Source organism: uncultured Algoriphagus sp., from assembly GCF_963974365.1.
Classification (GTDB): Bacteria; Bacteroidota; Bacteroidia; order Cytophagales; family Cyclobacteriaceae; genus Algoriphagus.
On record NZ_CAXBBX010000002.1, the window covers coordinates 160,535 to 178,794 of the forward strand.

At 40.1% G+C, this 18,260-nt stretch carries 15 protein-coding genes; 9 read left to right on the forward strand and 6 right to left on the reverse strand.

Annotation, left to right across the window (positions count from 1 at the left end; translation table 11 throughout):
* Positions 1-137: 137 nt before the first annotated feature.
* Positions 138-737 carry a molecular chaperone DnaJ gene (locus AACZ87_RS03220; RefSeq protein WP_339864784.1) on the forward strand — a complete coding sequence of 200 codons (600 nt, stop codon included), beginning with the start codon at positions 138-140 and terminating at the stop codon, positions 735-737.
* Positions 738-937: 200 nt separating this feature from the next.
* Here the strand turns inward: AACZ87_RS03220 and AACZ87_RS03225 are convergent, their stop codons facing one another.
* Positions 938-1,540 (reverse strand): tetratricopeptide repeat protein, encoded by a 603-nt coding sequence (locus AACZ87_RS03225; protein WP_339864786.1) that lies wholly within the window; start codon positions 1,538-1,540, stop codon positions 938-940.
* A gap of 10 nt (positions 1,541-1,550) precedes the next feature.
* Complete coding sequence (locus AACZ87_RS03230; RefSeq protein ID WP_339864788.1) at positions 1,551-2,366, reverse strand: 2,3,4,5-tetrahydropyridine-2,6-dicarboxylate N-succinyltransferase; 816 nt, start codon at positions 2,364-2,366, stop codon at positions 1,551-1,553.
* Between the two features lie 150 nt (positions 2,367-2,516).
* Between AACZ87_RS03230 and AACZ87_RS03235 the strand changes: the two genes are divergently transcribed.
* The 8 genes from AACZ87_RS03235 to mnmE all read left to right on the forward strand — a co-directional run bounded on the left by AACZ87_RS03235 (position 2,517) and on the right by mnmE (position 10,206).
* Positions 2,517-3,509 carry a glycosyltransferase gene (locus AACZ87_RS03235; protein WP_339864790.1) on the forward strand — a complete coding sequence of 331 codons (993 nt, stop codon included), beginning with the start codon at positions 2,517-2,519 and terminating at the stop codon, positions 3,507-3,509.
* A gap of 314 nt (positions 3,510-3,823) precedes the next feature.
* The gene (locus tag AACZ87_RS03240; protein ID WP_339864792.1) at positions 3,824-4,486 is read left to right on the forward strand and encodes a metal-dependent transcriptional regulator; all 663 of its coding nucleotides are present in this window, start codon (positions 3,824-3,826) and stop codon (positions 4,484-4,486) included.
* Entirely contained in the window at positions 4,483-5,397 is a 915-nt protein-coding gene (locus tag AACZ87_RS03245; RefSeq protein ID WP_339864794.1) for a zinc ABC transporter substrate-binding protein, read from the forward strand. Before AACZ87_RS03240 ends, AACZ87_RS03245 begins: the two co-directional genes overlap by 4 nt.
* Entirely contained in the window at positions 5,394-6,182 is a 789-nt protein-coding gene (locus AACZ87_RS03250) for a metal ABC transporter ATP-binding protein (protein ID WP_339864796.1), read from the forward strand. The genes AACZ87_RS03245 and AACZ87_RS03250 overlap by 4 nt, the downstream gene beginning before the upstream one ends.
* 1 nt (position 6,183) lies before the next feature.
* Positions 6,184-7,476: an iron chelate uptake ABC transporter family permease subunit gene (locus AACZ87_RS03255; protein ID WP_339864798.1), complete on the forward strand. Its 1,293-nt coding sequence runs from the start codon at positions 6,184-6,186 to the stop codon at positions 7,474-7,476.
* Entirely contained in the window at positions 7,466-8,362 is an 897-nt protein-coding gene (locus tag AACZ87_RS03260; RefSeq protein WP_339864800.1) for a metal ABC transporter permease, read from the forward strand. The genes AACZ87_RS03255 and AACZ87_RS03260 overlap by 11 nt, the downstream gene beginning before the upstream one ends.
* A 12-nt stretch (positions 8,363-8,374) precedes the next feature.
* Entirely contained in the window at positions 8,375-8,827 is a 453-nt protein-coding gene (locus tag AACZ87_RS03265; RefSeq protein WP_339864802.1) for a thioredoxin fold domain-containing protein, read from the forward strand.
* Positions 8,824-10,206 (forward strand): tRNA uridine-5-carboxymethylaminomethyl(34) synthesis GTPase MnmE, encoded by a 1,383-nt coding sequence (mnmE, locus tag AACZ87_RS03270; RefSeq protein WP_339864804.1) that lies wholly within the window; start codon positions 8,824-8,826, stop codon positions 10,204-10,206. The genes AACZ87_RS03265 and mnmE overlap by 4 nt, the downstream gene beginning before the upstream one ends.
* A gap of 127 nt (positions 10,207-10,333) precedes the next feature.
* Here the strand turns inward: mnmE and AACZ87_RS03275 are convergent, their stop codons facing one another.
* The 4 genes from AACZ87_RS03275 to AACZ87_RS03290 form a co-directional block, all read right to left on the reverse strand.
* Positions 10,334-13,033 carry a DUF4184 family protein gene (locus AACZ87_RS03275; RefSeq protein ID WP_339864807.1) on the reverse strand — a complete coding sequence of 900 codons (2,700 nt, stop codon included), beginning with the start codon at positions 13,031-13,033 and terminating at the stop codon, positions 10,334-10,336.
* A gap of 11 nt (positions 13,034-13,044) precedes the next feature.
* Positions 13,045-13,431: a response regulator gene (locus AACZ87_RS03280; protein ID WP_339864809.1), complete on the reverse strand. Its 387-nt coding sequence runs from the start codon at positions 13,429-13,431 to the stop codon at positions 13,045-13,047.
* Positions 13,432-13,602: 171 nt separating this feature from the next.
* Complete coding sequence (locus AACZ87_RS03285; RefSeq protein ID WP_339864811.1) at positions 13,603-17,685, reverse strand: PAS domain S-box protein; 4,083 nt, start codon at positions 17,683-17,685, stop codon at positions 13,603-13,605.
* Positions 17,682-18,224 (reverse strand): heme NO-binding domain-containing protein, encoded by a 543-nt coding sequence (locus AACZ87_RS03290; RefSeq protein WP_339864813.1) that lies wholly within the window; start codon positions 18,222-18,224, stop codon positions 17,682-17,684. The genes AACZ87_RS03285 and AACZ87_RS03290 overlap by 4 nt, the downstream gene beginning before the upstream one ends.
* Positions 18,225-18,260 lie beyond the last annotated feature (36 nt).

The window sequence follows — 18,260 nt, forward strand, 5'->3', positions numbered from 1 at the left end:
TTCTCTAGAAAAACAATATTACTGTGAGATTTAGAATTCACCTCCCACTATTCTTATTCATACTATTCATTTTCTGTTCCATTAGCCAAGTTTCACTTGCGCAAATCGGCCCAAACCTTGGCCAAACTGACCATTGGATGAAAGGTGCCAAAGCTGCATTGGAAAGAAATGACTACGAGGCGGCAAATACGATCTTCCGAAACATGATTGACTCCGGTCAGCCACTTCCAGAGGAAATGCCTTACCTGTTTGCTGAAACTCTTTTTCAACTCAAGCAATACGATAATTCAGCCAATTTTCTCAATAAGTATTTGGAATTGACTGGCTTCACAGGCTCGCACTATGAAGGAGCACAAGCCCTTCACAAGAGGCTTGAAACTCCATTGAAAGAGATCATAGAATGCCAACTTTGTGATCGTAGAGGATATCGCTACAAAGTCTGTTTTACCTGTGAGGGCAAAAGGCAAATCGAACAAGACTGTAATTATTGCAAAGCTAAAGGAGTGGTAGGCTGCAGTAGATGCAGCGGCTCAGGGATGGTCACAAAGATGAATATCTTTAAAATCGTGGAATACTTCGAATGCGATAGATGCGCAGGAAAAGGTAGACTAACTTGTCCCGTATGTGAAGGAAGCCTGAAGGAAGTCAGCTCTTGCCAAACCTGTAATGGAAGCGGTAAACTGAGTTCTGAAGACATTTGTGATCATATAGCTGAAGAAGCGCACGAGCATATATAGGAAAGAATGTAGACTGGATACTAGTTTTCATCAGCAGTATTCAGAGATCAGTTAGCAGTTGCAGTTTTTGAAAATTAGCTAACTACTATATACCCAGCTTTTTTAGAAGAATTAATCTAAGCCGGGCCCCCTACGATTTACTTAGGTCCTTATCGGGTAAAAAAATCACAAAAAAAAACCGGCCTAAGCCGGTTTTGATATTATTTACAATATTTCGCGTAAGCCTCATCTGCTCCGGGATATTCCAGAGCCTTCGCAAGCTGGAAATCCTCACAGGAAGCCCCTAATTTTTTCATTGCAACTTTTAACAAGCCTCTATTATAATAAGCCTGGCCAAATTCCTTATCCAATGAAATAGCATTACCATAAGCTTTCAAGGCTTCGTCTGGCTTTCCAAGCTGTTGCAAAGCACGAGCCTTCATAAAAGAAGCCATAGCTGGCGCACCGGATATTTCCGCTGCCTGATCAGCATAAAGCAAGGCATTCGTATAATTTTTCTCATTGTAATGGACATTAGCCAAACTTAAAAGGACCTGAAAATTATTAGGATCCACTTCCAGCGCCTTTTCATAATCAGCTTTTGCATCCTCATAATTCCCCTGCTCCTCATTCGCTCTACCCCTATTATAAAGCATGCGAACATCATTTGGCTTATATTTCAAATCTTCCGAATACTCCAGCGCTGCTTTCTCATATTCTCCTTTATTGAAATATACATCTCCAGAACTTGTTTTCTTTTCAGAACAAGACCAAAGAGAAACTGAAATAAATAGAGCTATAATCGCTCGTGTACTCGTTTTCATTATAATTTGTTTAAACTGCTACACTATTGTCTCTAAGCGCGTCATTAAGTGATGTTTTAAGATCTGTGGAGGCTTTTCTTTGACTAATGATCAACGCACAAGGAACTTGGAAAGTACCTGCGTTGAAGTTTTTAGAGATTGAACCTGGGATCACGACAGAACGCTCAGGAACATATCCCTTGTATTCTACAGGCTCAGCGCCTGTCACGTCAATGATTTTAGAGCTTGCTGTCAATGTTACTCCCGCTCCTATCACCGCTTCTTTACCAATGCGAACCCCTTCTACTATAATAGCTCTAGAGCCTATAAAAGCCCCATCCTCAATAATTACAGGTGCTGCTTGAATAGGTTCTAACACCCCTCCAATACCTACTCCACCACTTAAATGAACATTTTTGCCGATCTGCGCACATGAACCGACAGTAGCCCAAGTGTCAACCATCGTGCCACCGTCCACATAAGCACCGATATTAACATAACTTGGCATCATCACCACTCCACTAGCCAAATAAGCTCCGTATCGTGCTACAGCATGAGGAACTACTCTTACACCTTTCTCTGCGTAGTTAGTTTTAAGCGCCATTTTATCATGGAATTCAAAAGGACCTACCTCAATCGTTTCCATTTTTTGTATTGGGAAATAAAGAATTACTGCCTTCTTCACCCAGTCATTTACCTTCCAGTTGCCATCTTCAGTAGGCTCAGCTACTCGGATAATACCAGCATCCAAATCAGCGATTACAGCTCTTATTGCTTGTTGTGTTGTCTCTTCTTTCAATAATTCCCGGTTGTCCCAGGCCTTCTCAATGATTGCTTTCAGTTCCATTATTTTGGTTAGTTTCGTTTAATGAGTGAAAAGTCAGCTTCTAAAATTCCAGTCTTGATCGCGTCAAGCCTTAAGCCCGCCAAAGATACAAGAGCTTATGGAAAGCTTGGCCTTTCGTTGCGAGAAACAGGGGTATACAGCCTAAATTTTATGGGATTTTCACAAATTCCATATGAAAATTGCGAAGGTGAAAACTTTTACACTTCAGTTTCAAAAGCAAACCCAAGCTGGGGAAGACTCTCCGCACAAGGCAGATTTTTAAGTGTATTGGTGAAAGTTCGTCCCAAAATCCTGATTTGTTGTACCTACGAATACCTTCCAATTGCGGCATTTTTCAAACCCTTTTTTGGCTATAAACTAGTCTATGATGTACAGGAAAACTATGTCAAAAACTTGCAGCTAAATCCAAAATTAAGTCCTGCCAAGAGGGCTAGACTAGGCAAAATAATCCAGCGAATGGAATACGGAAGAGCCGTGGATCTATACCTTTTTGCAGAAAAATGCTACGTAGAAGAGATGCCTGATAAGACTCCATTTTTAGTGTTGAAAAATAAATATGCAGGAGAAATAAGACATGTAAACCCATTAAGATTTGAGAAAAAATCAGGTTACAATTTTCTAATTTCCGGAACACTGACTCCTGCTTTTGGGACACTTGATGCAGTGAATTGGTTTAAGGAAATCATCAAAGAATTTCCAGATTCTTCACTCAAAATAATTGGACATTGTACGCTTTTAAGCTTCAAAAAAGAGCTTGAAAAAGCATGTGAAAACACCTCCCAAATCCAGCTAAAACACTCCAGTTTCCCTGTCCCACATGAGGAAATTATCGCTGAATATTCTACAGCAGATTTTGCGATTTTACCCTATCAAAATAGAGAAGCTATCAAGGATAAAATACCCACCAAATTATTCGAATCTGCGGCGCTAGGAATACCAGTTCTAATTGGTGGCAATCCAAAATGGCTGGACTTTATAGCACCATACTCCGGAGGTTTCCCTATAGACTTTTTCGACTTAGCACAGTCTGCTCAGCAATTCAATGCAGCACTCAATCTGGAATATTTCACCCAAAGTCCTGCTGAATCTATCCTGTGGAAATCTCAACATTCAGATTTCATCTCAGCAATTGCCTCCCTTTAAGTTCTAAACAGGATGTGGATTACTATCCACACTTATCCACCTACACCCTATTTTCTACACTCATTTCCTTAAAATGGAAACTGGGATATTTTTGACTTTTCGTGGGATTAGTTTAGATGAACAAATTATCAATTAACTTATTATCAATAATTTAAGACGATATTAAATACTACCTAATCTTATTTTTAGCCAAGGCTAAAACCCTAAACACAATTGAAAATAGGTTGTCCACACCTGATTTAGCCTATATGGAAAATATTTTTAGCTATATCTAAATTAATTTTTATATTTGTCATGCCACTAATTGTAACAACATGGTCTTAACCACAGCTGAGGAGAATTACTTGAAAGCGATCTATCACCTATCGGACGGTGGAACCAAAAGCGTATCCACCAACGACGTGGCGGCAGAGATGAAAACCAAACCAGCATCCGTCTCTGACATGCTAAGAAAACTAGGAGATAAAGAGGTGATAGAATACCGGAAGTATTATGGAGTAAACATCACTGAAGAAGGTAAAAAAAGAGCGCTTAACACGATCAGAAAACATAGACTCTGGGAAGTGTTTTTGGTGGACAAATTACAGTTCGCATGGGACGAAGTTCACGAGGTAGCAGAGGAGCTAGAACATATACAATCCCCCCTACTGATTCAGCGCCTGGATGAGTTCCTGAACTACCCCAAATTCGACCCGCATGGCGATCCCATTCCAGATGAATTTGGAGATGTAAAAGCTAGACCGAGACTAGCATTGAATGAAATGGAAATTGATTCTTCAGGTCAAATCGTAGCAGTCAAAGACAGCTCTGCAGCCTTCTTAAAATACCTCGATAAAGTTGGTGCTTACATCGGAGCGAGAATCAAGATTTTGGATAAAGTAGAGTTTGATGGGTCAATGGAAATTCTCGTTGATCAGAAGAAAACGCTCTTTATGTCTAAGGATGTCGCAGCAAATATTCTGGCAATTCAATCATGAGAAACTACCTACTCATACTGACTATCTCGCTCCTCTCCTTTGCATGCAAATTCGAAAACAAGGAAGAAAGATCGAAGCCACAAATCGTAGCGACCACAAGTATTCTCGCTGACGGAATTAGAAACATCGTGGGAGAAAACGCGGACGTAGTTTCTCTTATGCCGGCGGGTGTGGATCCGCATTTATACAAGGCCTCTGTCCGGGATTTGGATTTACTTCAGAATGCAGATTTAGTCATTTACCACGGCCTTTTTCTGGAAGGAAAAATGACGGAGATCTTTGAGAAACTTGCCTTCAGCCAAAACCTGATAAACGTCTCTGAAGAGATTCCTCAGGACTTACTTTTAAGATCTGGACCTGAAGCTCACTCCGTAGATCCTCACATCTGGTTTGACGTGTCACTGTGGTCTTTGGCACTGGAGCACGGCGCGAAAGAAATTATCAAATGGCAGCCAGAGTGGAAATCAGTAGTCAACAAAAACACAGAAGACTACCTTTCCCAATTAGCTTCCTTGCATCAGGACAACCTTACCAAGGTGGCGCAGCTTCGCCAAGCCAATCAAGCGCTCATCACTGCGCACGATGCCTTCTCTTATTTTGGAAGAGCTTATGACTTGGAGGTTTTGGGACTTCAGGGTCTTTCTACTTTGAGTGAACCTGGACTTAGAGATCTGACAGGCCTGGTAAGTTTTATAGTGGAACGAAATATCCGTGCGGTGTTTGCAGAGCAGACGATCTCTCCAAAAGCTATAGAAGCTGTGGTCGCTGGCTGTGCAAATCAAAATCACGAAATTAAACTGGCTGGCCCATTGTATACAGATAGTTTGGGAGCTCCAGAATCTCCAGCCGGTACCTACATAGGAATGGTGAAAACCAATGTTCAAGTAATTTTTGAAAGCCTTACGAAATGATTATAAACGTAGAATCACCTATTTTAGAAATACATGATCTGACTGTTAGTTATGATCAAAGTCCGGTTCTTTGGAATGTGGACTTGAGCCTTCCAGCTGGGAAACTAATCGGAATACTTGGTCCTAACGGCGCAGGTAAATCCACGCTCATCAAAGCAATTATGGGCTTGGTTCCTGTGACTGGCGGATACGTGAAGATTTTTGACCGGGAGTTAAACGATGTCAGGAGCCGAATTAGCTATGTACCTCAGCGGGAATCGGTGGATTGGAATTTCCCTGCTTCTGTGCTTGATGTGGTGATGATGGGGACTTACGGTAAACTTGGACTTTTCCGTAGACCTGGAAAAAAGGAAAAGAAAATCGCCATGGATTGCCTGGAGAAAGTCGGAATGCAATCTTTTGTGAACAGACAAATATCTGAGCTTTCTGGAGGTCAGCAGCAGCGGGTTTTCATCGCGAGAGCTTTGGCTCAGGAAGCAGATCTGTATTTGATGGACGAACCTTTTGCCGGAGTAGATATGGCAACGGAAACTGCCATTTTCAAGCTATTGCAAGAAATGACCGCAGCAGGTAAGACCGTCATCGTGGTACATCACGACATCCATTCTGCTATGAACTACTTCGACTGGATCATTATGCTAAACCTGCATTTGGTAGCATCAGGCCCAAAAGCAGAAGTGGTCACAGAGGAGCTACTTAGAAAAACGTATGGAGGAAAACTAAACCTGCTTACCAAGGTCACCGATATTATTCGACAGAAAGACTTCAATCCTTTGAAAAGCTGATATGAGCGATTTTGTCTATTTCTTTACTTTTCAGGATGCATCCATTGCTTTTGTGGTGATTGGGATTACCCTTTTGGGGATAGGATCTGCCTATGTAGGAACCTATAGTTTCCTTGACAAAAAAGCTCTGCTCGGAGACGCGATTTCCCATGCGGTACTTCCAGGTATTTGCTTGGGCTTTATGCTGGCGGGGGAAAAGAATCCCATATACATAGTAACCGGTGCATTTCTATCCGGCGCATTGGCTACCTTTCTTACTTCTTGGTTGAAAAGTAACACCAGGCTAAGTGACGATGCCATCATCGCCTCTATCCTATCCATTTTCTTTGGATTCGGAGTTGTTCTGCTCACCGTAATTCAAAAATCAGGCAACCCGGAAATGGCAGGACTTAATCAGTTTATTTTCGGAAATGCAATCGCCATTCTGGAAGAAGATCTCTATATCTATGGAGGTTTAGCTGTACTGATCATCATTACACTCTCAGCATTCCGCAAGGAATTCTCCATGCTGGTATTCAATGCTGACTTTGGAAAATCAATAGGTTACCCGATGGGTGCGATTCGCTTGATATTTAATGTACTGATGATTTTGGCCGTAGTGATTGGAATCCAAGCTATAGGAGTTGTGTTGATGGCAGCCTTGCTGATCGCTCCCGGAGCTGCTGCCAGGTTCTGGACAGATAAGCTCGGCAAGCTTTTGTTGATAGCTGGAGCATTTTCAGCAGTTTCCGGAATCATGGGCACCTTCGTTTCCTTTGTGATTCCACAGATGCCAACAGGTCCATGGGTAGTAGTATTCCTTTCTCTTTTCGCTTTCATTTCTTTTCTTTTCGCACCAAAAAAAGGAGTGCTTTCCCGCTTCATTGCCAGAAGGTATTACTTGAAAAAAACGAATCAAGATCACATACTAAAAGCAATTTTCCACGGAACAGAAAAAGGTCAGAGTTCCTTCCCTATAGAGGAAATCTATCAGTCCTTTCCCTACAAAAAGCGTGAAACAAAGCAAACTATTGATGATTTAATCAAATCTAATTTATTGATTAATAATCAAGGTTTTATAGACTTCACTACAGAAGGAAAATCAGAAGCAAAGCGAATCGTGAGATTACACAGACTTTGGGAACTTTACCTCAATGAGTACATGAATATTGCCCCGGATCACGTGCATGATTCTGCCGAAAAGCTAGAACATATACTTACCCCTGAACTTGAAGCTTTGCTGGAGAACAGGCTAAATTATCCTAAACTCGATCCTCACCAGGAGACTATCCCCCGCGACAACGATGAGCTTTGACCAAAACGCATTTCTAATCATTCTAACCGCCTCGATCATCTCCATTTCCTGTGGGCTGCTGGGTGTATTTATGATGCTTCGCAAAATGTCTATGACGGGAGATGCCATCTCTCATGCAGTGCTTCCCGGAATTGTAATTGGCTTCTTTGTATCAGGAAGTCAGCGAGGGCTGGAAGTTATTATAGGAGCTGGCCTCCTTGGTATTTTAGCAACGCTGATTATCAATTGGTTGAAAAACAAAGCTAAAGTGCAGCTAGATGCATCCATAGGAATCACATTTACACTGCTATTTGCAGTAGGAATTATCCTGATCAATATGCTTGCCTACAAGGTGGACCTTGATCAGGAATGTGTGCTTTATGGAGAGATTGCCTACCTGCCGATTGACCTTTGGATCACAAAAGCAGGCTTCAGTATGGGCCCTAGAATCACCTATTTAGCGGTCTTGAATTTAGTTTTGGTAAGTACCTTTATATTCCTATTATATAAGGAGTTAACGCTGACAAGTTTCGATGAAAACTTTGGTTTGGTTATTGGACTTCCTGCTGGAGCAATTAACCTTGCGCTGATGAGTATGGTGTCCTATACCACGGTAAGTAGCTTTGAAGCCGTTGGAGCTATTTTAGTGGTTGCTCTTTTGGTGGTCCCTCCTGCTACAGCTTTCCTATGGACTAAAAAATTAACCTCGCTCATTAAACTTACCTGTACATTAGGTATTTTTATCGCAATAGCGGGATATTATATGGCATACTTGGTGGATAGCTCCATAGCTGGAATGATGGTTGCCGTGGCCGGAGTAGTATTCTTAGGAAGTGCTTTAGTTAAAAGCATTAAACCTAATTTGCTTTTCGGAACTTCCACTTCCATTGAGCCGTTGGAGAATTGATAATACAAAAAGATGAAAAAATTAGTATTCATAGGCCTTCTTTTACTCACTGCCAATTTTGTGCAAGCACAGGAAAAAATAGAATGGCTGAAATTTGAGGAGGCTGTGGCCGCTACAGAAGCAAATCCAAAAATGCTTTTAGTGGATGTATATACTGACTGGTGTGGCTGGTGCAAAAAAATGGACAAGGAAACCTTCACGGATCCAGATGTCATAAAGTACATCAATGAGAAATTTTACGCTGTGAAAATGAATGCTGAGGACAACAAGCGCGAATTTGACTTCAAAGGAAAGAAATACTCTGAAGCAAAAATGGCAGCAGCTATGCGTGTTCAGTCCTATCCAAACTTTGTGATTATAGATCCCACTTTAAAAAATATCACCCAAATGCCGGGCTATAGACAGCCAGCGGAATTTCTGGATGGATTAGGTCAGATCATTCATAATGGATTTGGTACAAAATGAGTTTTTCACTTTCCGAGCAAAATGATACAATCATAGCATTGGCCACTCCTCAGGGAGTTGGAGCTATTGCAGTGATCCGCCTCTCCGGCAAAGAAGCTATCCAACTAACGAACGAGGTCTTTTTTGGGAAAAATCTGGAAAAACAGGAATCTCACACGATACATTTTGGTACCATCCGTGATGGAGAAAAAATCATCGATGAAGTCTTGGTTTCTCTTTTCATTGCTCCCAAATCATTTACCAAGGAAAACGTGGTGGAAATCTCCACTCACGGCTCCTCCTATATTATCAATCAAGTTCTCAAATTATTTATTCGCAAAGGTGCGCGTCCAGCTAAGCCTGGAGAATTCACTCAGCGGGCATTTCTGAACGGACAATTCGATCTGGCGCAAGCTGAAGCTGTAGCCGATCTGATTCATGCCGATTCTGAAACTTCACATCAAGCTGCACTAAGCCAGATGCGTGGTGGATTCAGTTCTGAAATACAAGAGCTTAGATCCCGTCTGATTCATTTCGCTTCAATGATAGAATTGGAGTTGGATTTTGGTGAGGAGGATGTGGAGTTTGCTAGTCGGAAAGAATTGAGAGCCCTTGTGGAGCGCTTACTTCGTGTGGTGGAAGAATTGATCTTGAGTTTTGATCTGGGAAATGTGATCAAAAATGGTGTGCCTACGGTGATCGCCGGAAAGCCAAATGCCGGAAAGTCCACCCTACTCAATGCCCTACTCAATGAGGAAAAAGCAATCGTTTCGGAGATCGCGGGTACTACTCGTGACTTCATCGAAGACGAAATTAATATAGGCGGAGTAATCTTCCGCTTTATAGATACCGCGGGGTTACGAGAGACAACTGATACCATTGAAGCCATAGGCGTCAGCCGAACTCAGGAGAAAATGAAGTCCGCATCCTTGATATTGTACCTCTTTGATTTGGGTGATACAGACTTGGTAGAGATCAATCGTGATGTAAATAAACTGGAAAATCAAGGCGTCCCTTTCTTAAAAGTTGCGAATAAGGTAGATAAAGGTAATACACAGTTAATTAGTGAGTTAAAAGAAAAGCACCCTGATACTATTTTTATCTCTGCAGGGCAAAAAGAAAACCTGGAAGATCTCAAGGCACGGATTCTTGTACTGGTGAATCTGGATAAATTCAGAACAGGAAATACGGTAGTAACCAACGTACGCCATTACGATTCCTTAGTCAAAACCCGTGAGTCCTTACTGGATATTCTGGATGGATTAGACAACGAAGTAACTAATGACTTTGTGGCCATGGACATCCGCCGCTCCCTACATTTCCTTGGTGAGATCACAGGAGAAATCACCACTGATGACCTGCTGGAGAACATTTTTAGGAATTTCTGTATCGGGAAGTAACAAAACAACTATAAAATAAAGCCTAAAAATCAACATATAACCTGCAAATCATAAAGAAAGCAGAACCCTCTGCCGGAAGTTTAGATCCAAACAGAGGGTGGGTGTAAAGCAACTTTATCTCCTTTTATTAAAAACTTTTACTCACTCTGAAAGTGAAATATTGAAATTTATAGCCAGTTCCAGAAGATGCTGCCACGTTGCTGAATTGACCTTTCAGTCCTAAATCATACCCGTTGAATCGGTAATTGAATTCTGCCTCGGCTCTAAAGGAAGGATCCCAGCCGAGATGCTCTATTTGTTGAAGCCCTGCAGCAGCTTGTACTTTCAATGCTAATTTGGAAATTAAAGGCATCGGAGTACTAAAATCCACAAATATCTCTGTACTCAAGAATTGCTCTGGAGCGAAGTATAAAGTGGTTTCAGAGTCCGTGAAACTTAAAGCTGAGAAATTCACTCCTGTTTTCAATGTTGGCTCTGTACGTAACAACCTATATACAGATCCAAAAAACTGGATTCTGCTGTTCTGGTCATTTAGCATTCCAAAACTCCCCTGAGAGTAGAAACCTGTTTTTCCATCCAACATTAAGTGAGTTACATAGCCTAGGTTGTGGCTTCTGATATCTTTTCCTAAGAGGTCAGCGGTGAAATTGAGAATGTCAGAGCTATAATTCAATCCGAACATTCTTCTGTCATTTGGTTGGTATTTCGTTTCAAACTTTCCAGTTACTCCGGTAAAAGAATCTACTTCTTCCGGAGAGATCTGCTGTACCATAATTTCAGCTCTACTTTGCCAAGCTGGGCTCCATACACGACTTACTGAGGCAGCCACAAATGTACTTTTCGTCACTTGATTTGTAGCATCTTTCACTTGATTAGCTCCTACTCTCACCCCAACGTGAACAGGCGCACTGAATTGGTTTTGCCAGAAGATTGACTGCTCAGTTCTCGTGTTTTTAGCCACATCTGCAAAATACCCCACTTCAATTCCAGCAGATTGGGTTTTGCCTTGATTCAAAAGACCTTCTATTCTTTGTTTTTGGGATACTGATAAAGTTGAATCATATTCATCAACTAACGCTTGAGAATTACCCCATTGCTTTTTCCCTATCATTACCTCGGCAAACTCTTGGATGTAAGGTGCTTTTGGATATTTCTGCACCAAGGTATCGTAATAGGCTAACCCGTCAGAATAATTCCCTGCAGTAGTAGATAACCTAGCTTTCATCACTAGTACTTGATCAGGATCCACGATGCTCAAATTTTCTTCAAGGAATGCTTCAGCATCCTTGGTTTTTACATTCCAGAGAAGTGCATTAAAATAGTTTACTACAGCATTTTTGCTTGATCGGTCCTGATCCCATGCATCATATGCAGCGCTCAAAGCTTTAGAAGGCTTTTTACTCATAAAAAGTGCGTAAGAAAGATTCACCTGCGCGATGGTGCGCTCGTAATCCAAGGGAACTAATTTGGAATAGACATCCACAGCCTGGTTAAAATCCTGCTTCTGCAAACAAAGGTCTCCTTTGAAGAGCAAGATTTGAGCATCCTTCTCATTATGGTTAAGAATACTATCCAGCTGAGCAATAGCTCCTCCATAATTCTCCTCAGATCTGAGCTGAGTTGCCTGGTTAATATACTGCTCTCTCTTGGCTGGATCTAGGGCAGAGTCTTGTGCATTTGCTGCAAATGGAGACAAAATAATTGCTAAAAAACCTATAAGTTTAAAAGCAGTATTAATATATTTCTCAAAACCCTTACGAAAATGGAAATAACACTCAGTGATTTTTTGATTACAGGAGAAAACAAACCCGCTCTTAAAGTGGAAATCAGTGGTGAAGCCAAAGGAAGTGCTACTGAAACTCTCAGGAGCAGATTGAGTGACATTACTGCTAGTGATTTCGACTTGGTTTACCTTGATATAAGAGGTTTGGAGGAAAACGACCTTGGTTTTGTCAATGAAGTGATCCACATGCATTACACCCTTGCCGAACATTCCAAAAGATTTATCCTGCTTTACAAAAAGGGCTCTTCTTTTGAACCTTGGATCAGCACCTCTGGAATTGATAAATTCATCTCTTTGGCTATTACTGCCTGATACCTTGATTTGAATAAATTCAATTAAAGAAGCGAAAACGATCCCGTAAAGGAATGCACCTACGCTCATCATAAAACCGTCCCAAAAGGAAATGAATTCTGGGAAAAAGAAAATTCTACATGCAATAGCCAATACTGCGCCTAGTAATGTCAGCATCCAAAATTGTTTTGTACTATCATCTTTTGGAACCAAAATGATCCTTTTTTCCAAACTCTGCCAAAATGAGAATAAACCATACAATCCTAATAAACTTAAGCTGTATTGCAGCATATCATAGATTGGCAAAGTAAAATTTAGAAAACTGATTTTTTGAGTGAAAGCGGGGAATAGAACCACCATCCACCCATCGTGATGAGTCATGCCATCAAAAAGCAAATGGGTACCTACACCTATACAAATAGAAATAACAACTATCCATATTCTTTTTTGTAAAATCCAAACCCAATTATAATTCAGTATGTGATTTACTTTTGACTGAAACCATGCTGGGCTAGCCTTATAAAAAGGATATTTCACAAGTGTATGAAATACAAAAGCTACTAAGAATGCTACTGGTAAATCAAAAAGTAAAATACCCAAAGGTGTATGCCCGATATTCTCACCCAATCTCAACTTGAAATAAAATTCAAGATCAGGCACAATACTTCCTACTACTAAACCAGTCTGGGATAGACGTGAGGAAGTTTTAGTAAAAGGAAGAATAGCTGCTGGATGAGAAAATGTAAATGGCATATATTAGTGATTTAGGCTACTTGACTGGATTGAAAATTGGCTACGATTTCTTTGACTGATTGCTCTGTCACGTTACTTTTCAGCAAGTATTCTACTGAACCATATTCTATAGCAGTAAGAGCTACTTCAAGGTTTTCCAAGGCTGTGCAAAAAACCACTTCTATACCTGGGTAATAAGCTTTGATCTTCTTTAGGATATCGAGCCCATCAGAATTTTCCATTTGATAATCCAAAAAGACTAATCTTGGATTAAGATGAATCTGATCCATGCAGGTTTGTCCGTCTTCAAAAGTGTGTATGTCAGTGAAACCGATACCGGTAAGAATCTGCTTCAAAATTGCTGTCCAGAATGGATCGTCGTCTACGATAAATGCGGGGAATGTTTGAATGTTTTTCATAGCTGTTTATTTACAACAGCTATTTGCCAAACTGAGGCCAAAACCAAAAAGTGCCTCTATATAGATTTAGAGGCACTTCTTAAATAAATATTTTCCATTTTTTGGAAAATTATTCTAATATCTGGATTTGGCTTTTTACCACATACAAAAAATTCAACCCTCTTAGTTGGTTCAATATCCTTTAGCTTTGATATCACGAGTGACCCGTTCCAATACCTCAATGATATGGGACAGCAGATATGACATTCTCTCTGAGTCTTTTTGTTCTACTATTTCATTTTCCAGTTCACTGACTTCCGCAGCTATTTCTTGAATTTGGAGCATCTTGATAGATGGCTTTATTCGGTGAACAAGTTTTCTAACTTCATCGTAATCTTTTGCTTTAAATGCAGTGTTTATCTCTATAATAGTTGAGGTTACTGTATCCTGAAAAAGAGTCATCATTTTACTTATAAAATCAGTATTTCCATTAGCAATAGCCTCCAACCCTTGAAGACTATACCATGATTTTTGCGGTTCTATGACTTCTTCGTTTTCAGATTCAATAAGAAAATCATTTCCTTTTTCATCCCCCAATAATTTAGATATAATATGTAGGAGGTCATCTTCTTGAAAAGGCTTCGCTAAAAAGGCATTCATACCTTTTGCCATATATTTTTCCTGATCGTCCTTCATCGCAAAAGCAGTTAACGCGATGATTGGAATATTGGATTTTAGTTCTTCCCGAATGATTTTGGTAGCCATCACTCCATCCATTACGGGCATTTGCATATCCATTAAAATTAAATCATAGTGGTTTTTTTGTACTTGTTCTACCGCTTCTTTACCATTGACTGCAGCCCCGATTACGACTTGGTACTGCTCCAACACGGTTGATGCCAACAAGCGGTTAAATTCATTGTCATCTACCACAAGTATTTTCTTTCCTTTAATTAAATCAAAGTCAATGTCCTTGGGAACAATCGAGGGCAGATCCTTCACGTCTCCTTTTAATAGTGTAAGAAAGACGGAAATATTAGTTCCCTTACCTTTCTTTGTGTCTATTGTCATCTTACCACCCATGAGGTTCACTAGCTCAGTAGTAATGCTTAATCCAAGTCCAGTTCCTCCATATTTTCGGGTAATGGTAGAATCCTCCTGTTCATATTTTTCAAAGCCCCTACTTACAAAATCCTCATCCATGCCGATTCCGGTGTCACTGACTCGTAATGCAATTTTTTGCTGAGAATAGGTATCCTCGATAAGCTCACTTTGAATAGTTACCCTACCTTTTTCAGTAAATTTGATTGCATTAGATAGCAGGTTAAGCAGTATCTGGCTGATTCGAATCGGATCACCAATTAGCACCTCACTTATTTTGGTGTCTTTTTCCGGTATGGAAAAATCCAATCCTTTACTTTCCGCCCGCGCTATCATCATCCCAACTATATGATCCAATAATTCATGTAGGTTAAAACCTATTGCCTCTATATTCAGCTTCCCTGCTTCCAGCTTGGACAGATCCAATATATCTTTGATGATCACCATCAGATGGTTTGCTGAGTTTTGTATGGCTGAAATGTATCTTTCCTGTTGCTGGTTTAGTGAGGTTTTAGCCAATTGCTCTCCCATTCCCACTATGGCATTCATAGGGGTTCGGATCTCATGACTCATGTTTGCAAAGAAAATCTCCTTCGCTCTTTTAGACTTTTCAGCATCTTCTCGCTGACGGATTAGTTCTTCCTCCAATCCTTTCTGAGCAGTAATATCCAAATGAATTCCTATGGACCCAATTAGTTCATTTTTGTCATTGTAGTTCGGGGCTCCGCTGATCAGCCACCAGCGATATTCTCCATTGGGCCTTCTATACCTTAATTCATACGAATCAGATATTCCTGATTTTCTGCTGTTTGACTTTTGCTGCAATACTTCTTTAGAAGCATCATCCAAAAGCAAATCCGTAGCTTTCCTACCAATTAAATCTTCAATTTTCTGGCCAGCCATACTGCAAAAAGTCTGATTGGCATGCAATACTTTTTCATCCAAATCCACTTCCAACAACCCTAAATTCATGTTGGTAATGATATTTCTAAATTTTTCTTCTTGCTTGACTATTCTGACCTCTGTTTGCTCTCTTCTTTGTACGTTAACCAGCATCTGTGCGAAAACAAATAAAAGCTCTATTTCCTTTTGAGAATAAGAATGCTGATTACGTACCGAATCAAACCCCACAAACCCTAGGAGCTCATCATTATACATCATCGGGATAGCAATTAAACTTTTGATTCCCTGAGGCTCCAATATTTCATAAAGACCATCCATTCCCTGCTCCTTCAATGAGGAGGTGTTTTCTACGATAAATGGATCCCCTTTTGCATGAGCATTGATCCATTGAGGCACATACTCCAAGGGAACATTCTGAGTATTTTCTATTTCTTCCGAGATGCCCTCAGCACACCATTCATGGGTACAGCTACAGGTATTTTCTTTTAGATTGTAGCTGAAAATATATGCCCGATCAGCATATACAAACTGGCCTATTCTTTTCAGCGAATTATTGACCTTTTCATCTACTTCTTTAAGGTCAATATTGATGTAAGTTGATGAAATCTCAATTAAAATATTCTTCAGCTTCTCCTGAGCTTCAAGTAAAGTTTCGGTGTTTTTATGTGCAGTAATATCGACCAAAATACCATTTAGTCGGACTGGGATTCCATCTTCGAAGATAATTTTCCCTTTATTCTGTACCCACTTCAGCTTCCCTGAAGGAGTAATGATTCTATACTCTTTTACATATTCCCTGTTTACCTCGATCTCTCGTACTATATCTTCCATCACACCCGAATCTTCCGGATGAACTGTTTCTCTCCACCAACTTGTATCGTTAAGGATGGTATCCATATCTATTTCAAACAATTCTTCCACCGAAGGAGTGAAAAACACCCCATCCATTTCCGGGTAGGAAACTGACCAAATCACATCCCGAAGCTCATTTAGAACACTACCGAGCTTTTTATTTACATTGAGAAGTTCCTTCTCAGAATTCTTCTGCTCTGTGATATCTGAATGCGTTCCAATGATTTTAACAGGCAAACCGGTACTGGTTCTTTCGATCACTATGCCACGGTCTTTGACCCATTTCACCTCACCAGCCTCATTGAGAATTCTATATTCGAGTTGGTGTGAGGAGATTTTTCCGCTTTTATAATTAAGTTCGTTTTCTATCAGTAAGTGTTGATCATCTGGGTGAAGTTGAGAAAACCATTTTTTCCCGGAGTTTTCAAGTTCGTTAAATTCCAGTCCTTTAAAATTCTCTGCTTTGTAAGCAAAGAATGTTTTCCCTTCTCTGAATTCCAATTCCCAAACATTATCACCAGAGAACTCCAGTACTTTTCTATATACTTGCTCAAATTCCAGGATTTTATTCTGGGAATTTTTCTCTTCTGTGACATCTTCTACCTGTGTAAAATAATGAACAAACTTGCCTGATTTGTTGTGGATGGCCTGCCCATTTATCCTAGCCCAAAACCAAGTTCCGTTTTTTCTATAATGCTTTAATTCGATCTTAAACTGCTCCTTGTTAAAGAAAGAAGTCAGCATGCTATCAAGCTCTATTTTCGCAGTTTCCTCACCTCTACCTATTTCTAAAGGAAACTTTCCTAGCACATCCTTCGCATCATAACCTGTCTGCCTTAGGTACCCTTCATTAACATAGGTAATAAATCCCTTTTCATTCATGAAAAGAATACCGTCCGAATTAGCACTCGCCACATAGGAGAGTTCTTCCAAACGTTCTTTCTGCTCTGTCATGGTACTTATCAGTTCCTTTAGATCTGAGGTGACGAGCTCATGATTTTTAATCAAATGAAGTAAGTCCACTAAAGGATCCAATGGTGCAAAGTCTGAAATTGCTAGGTCATTGTAAGCCAATTCCTCTATGGAACTAAACCAGGGAGAGCCCAAAAAAAGCAGAAGATCATCAGTGCCAAAATGTTCAAATTGACCTCTAAAAAGTGTAGCCTTTGGATTTATGGCTTTCAGCAAAAATGCTCTATCATGCATTTTGCATAGGAGTTGAAAATCAAATTTAATATCCTTTGGTCTATCGATTACAAATAAATCATCAAAGTACAAGCCTGATAGATCACCCATCATCTTGGAAATACTTGGCCCAAAAAATTGTACAAGCCCCTCTTTATTTAGAGCAAAATGAAAGGGAAAAGTCTTGTCAAGATGACTTTTTGTGATTTCTATATGTATGTTTTCTTTATTCACCAACTCACTTTAAATACTTCATGGGTATGACCTGATTCCTTGCTATTTATATGACCGATTTCAACCGGGGTATTAAACATTTTACCTAAGCCTGAAATCAATCCTTTCATAAAATCAACCAAACCTTCCCTTTCTGAGAAATAATGAAGGACTAGAGAATTATCTTGCACTTCTTCAACTTTAAATTCAGGCGGCATGAGATTGGGATAAATCAACATTATCCGGTCATGAAAGAGAGGTAGGTTAATCAAAAACTCTTTGAGATTACTTCCTCCCGCTTTCATCAATCCACCATATTTTTCATTGCCTGTTTTTAATATCCACCACTCTCCAAAAGTGAAGAGCACATCGGCTACAGAAATCCCCAATTCTTCAGAGGCCGCCTCGGCCAAGAGATAAGTTATGGCATCATCATATGGCTCTGTACTGATAAAATAATCAATATCAACTCCACTTTTTTCTTTTATTGCTATCCATTTATCAATTCCAAAATTGGTCGTGATCAAATCCTGAATTGACTTATTTACTAATCCATACATAGCTTAACGGTTTTTTACAACCTAGCCTAATGGAAA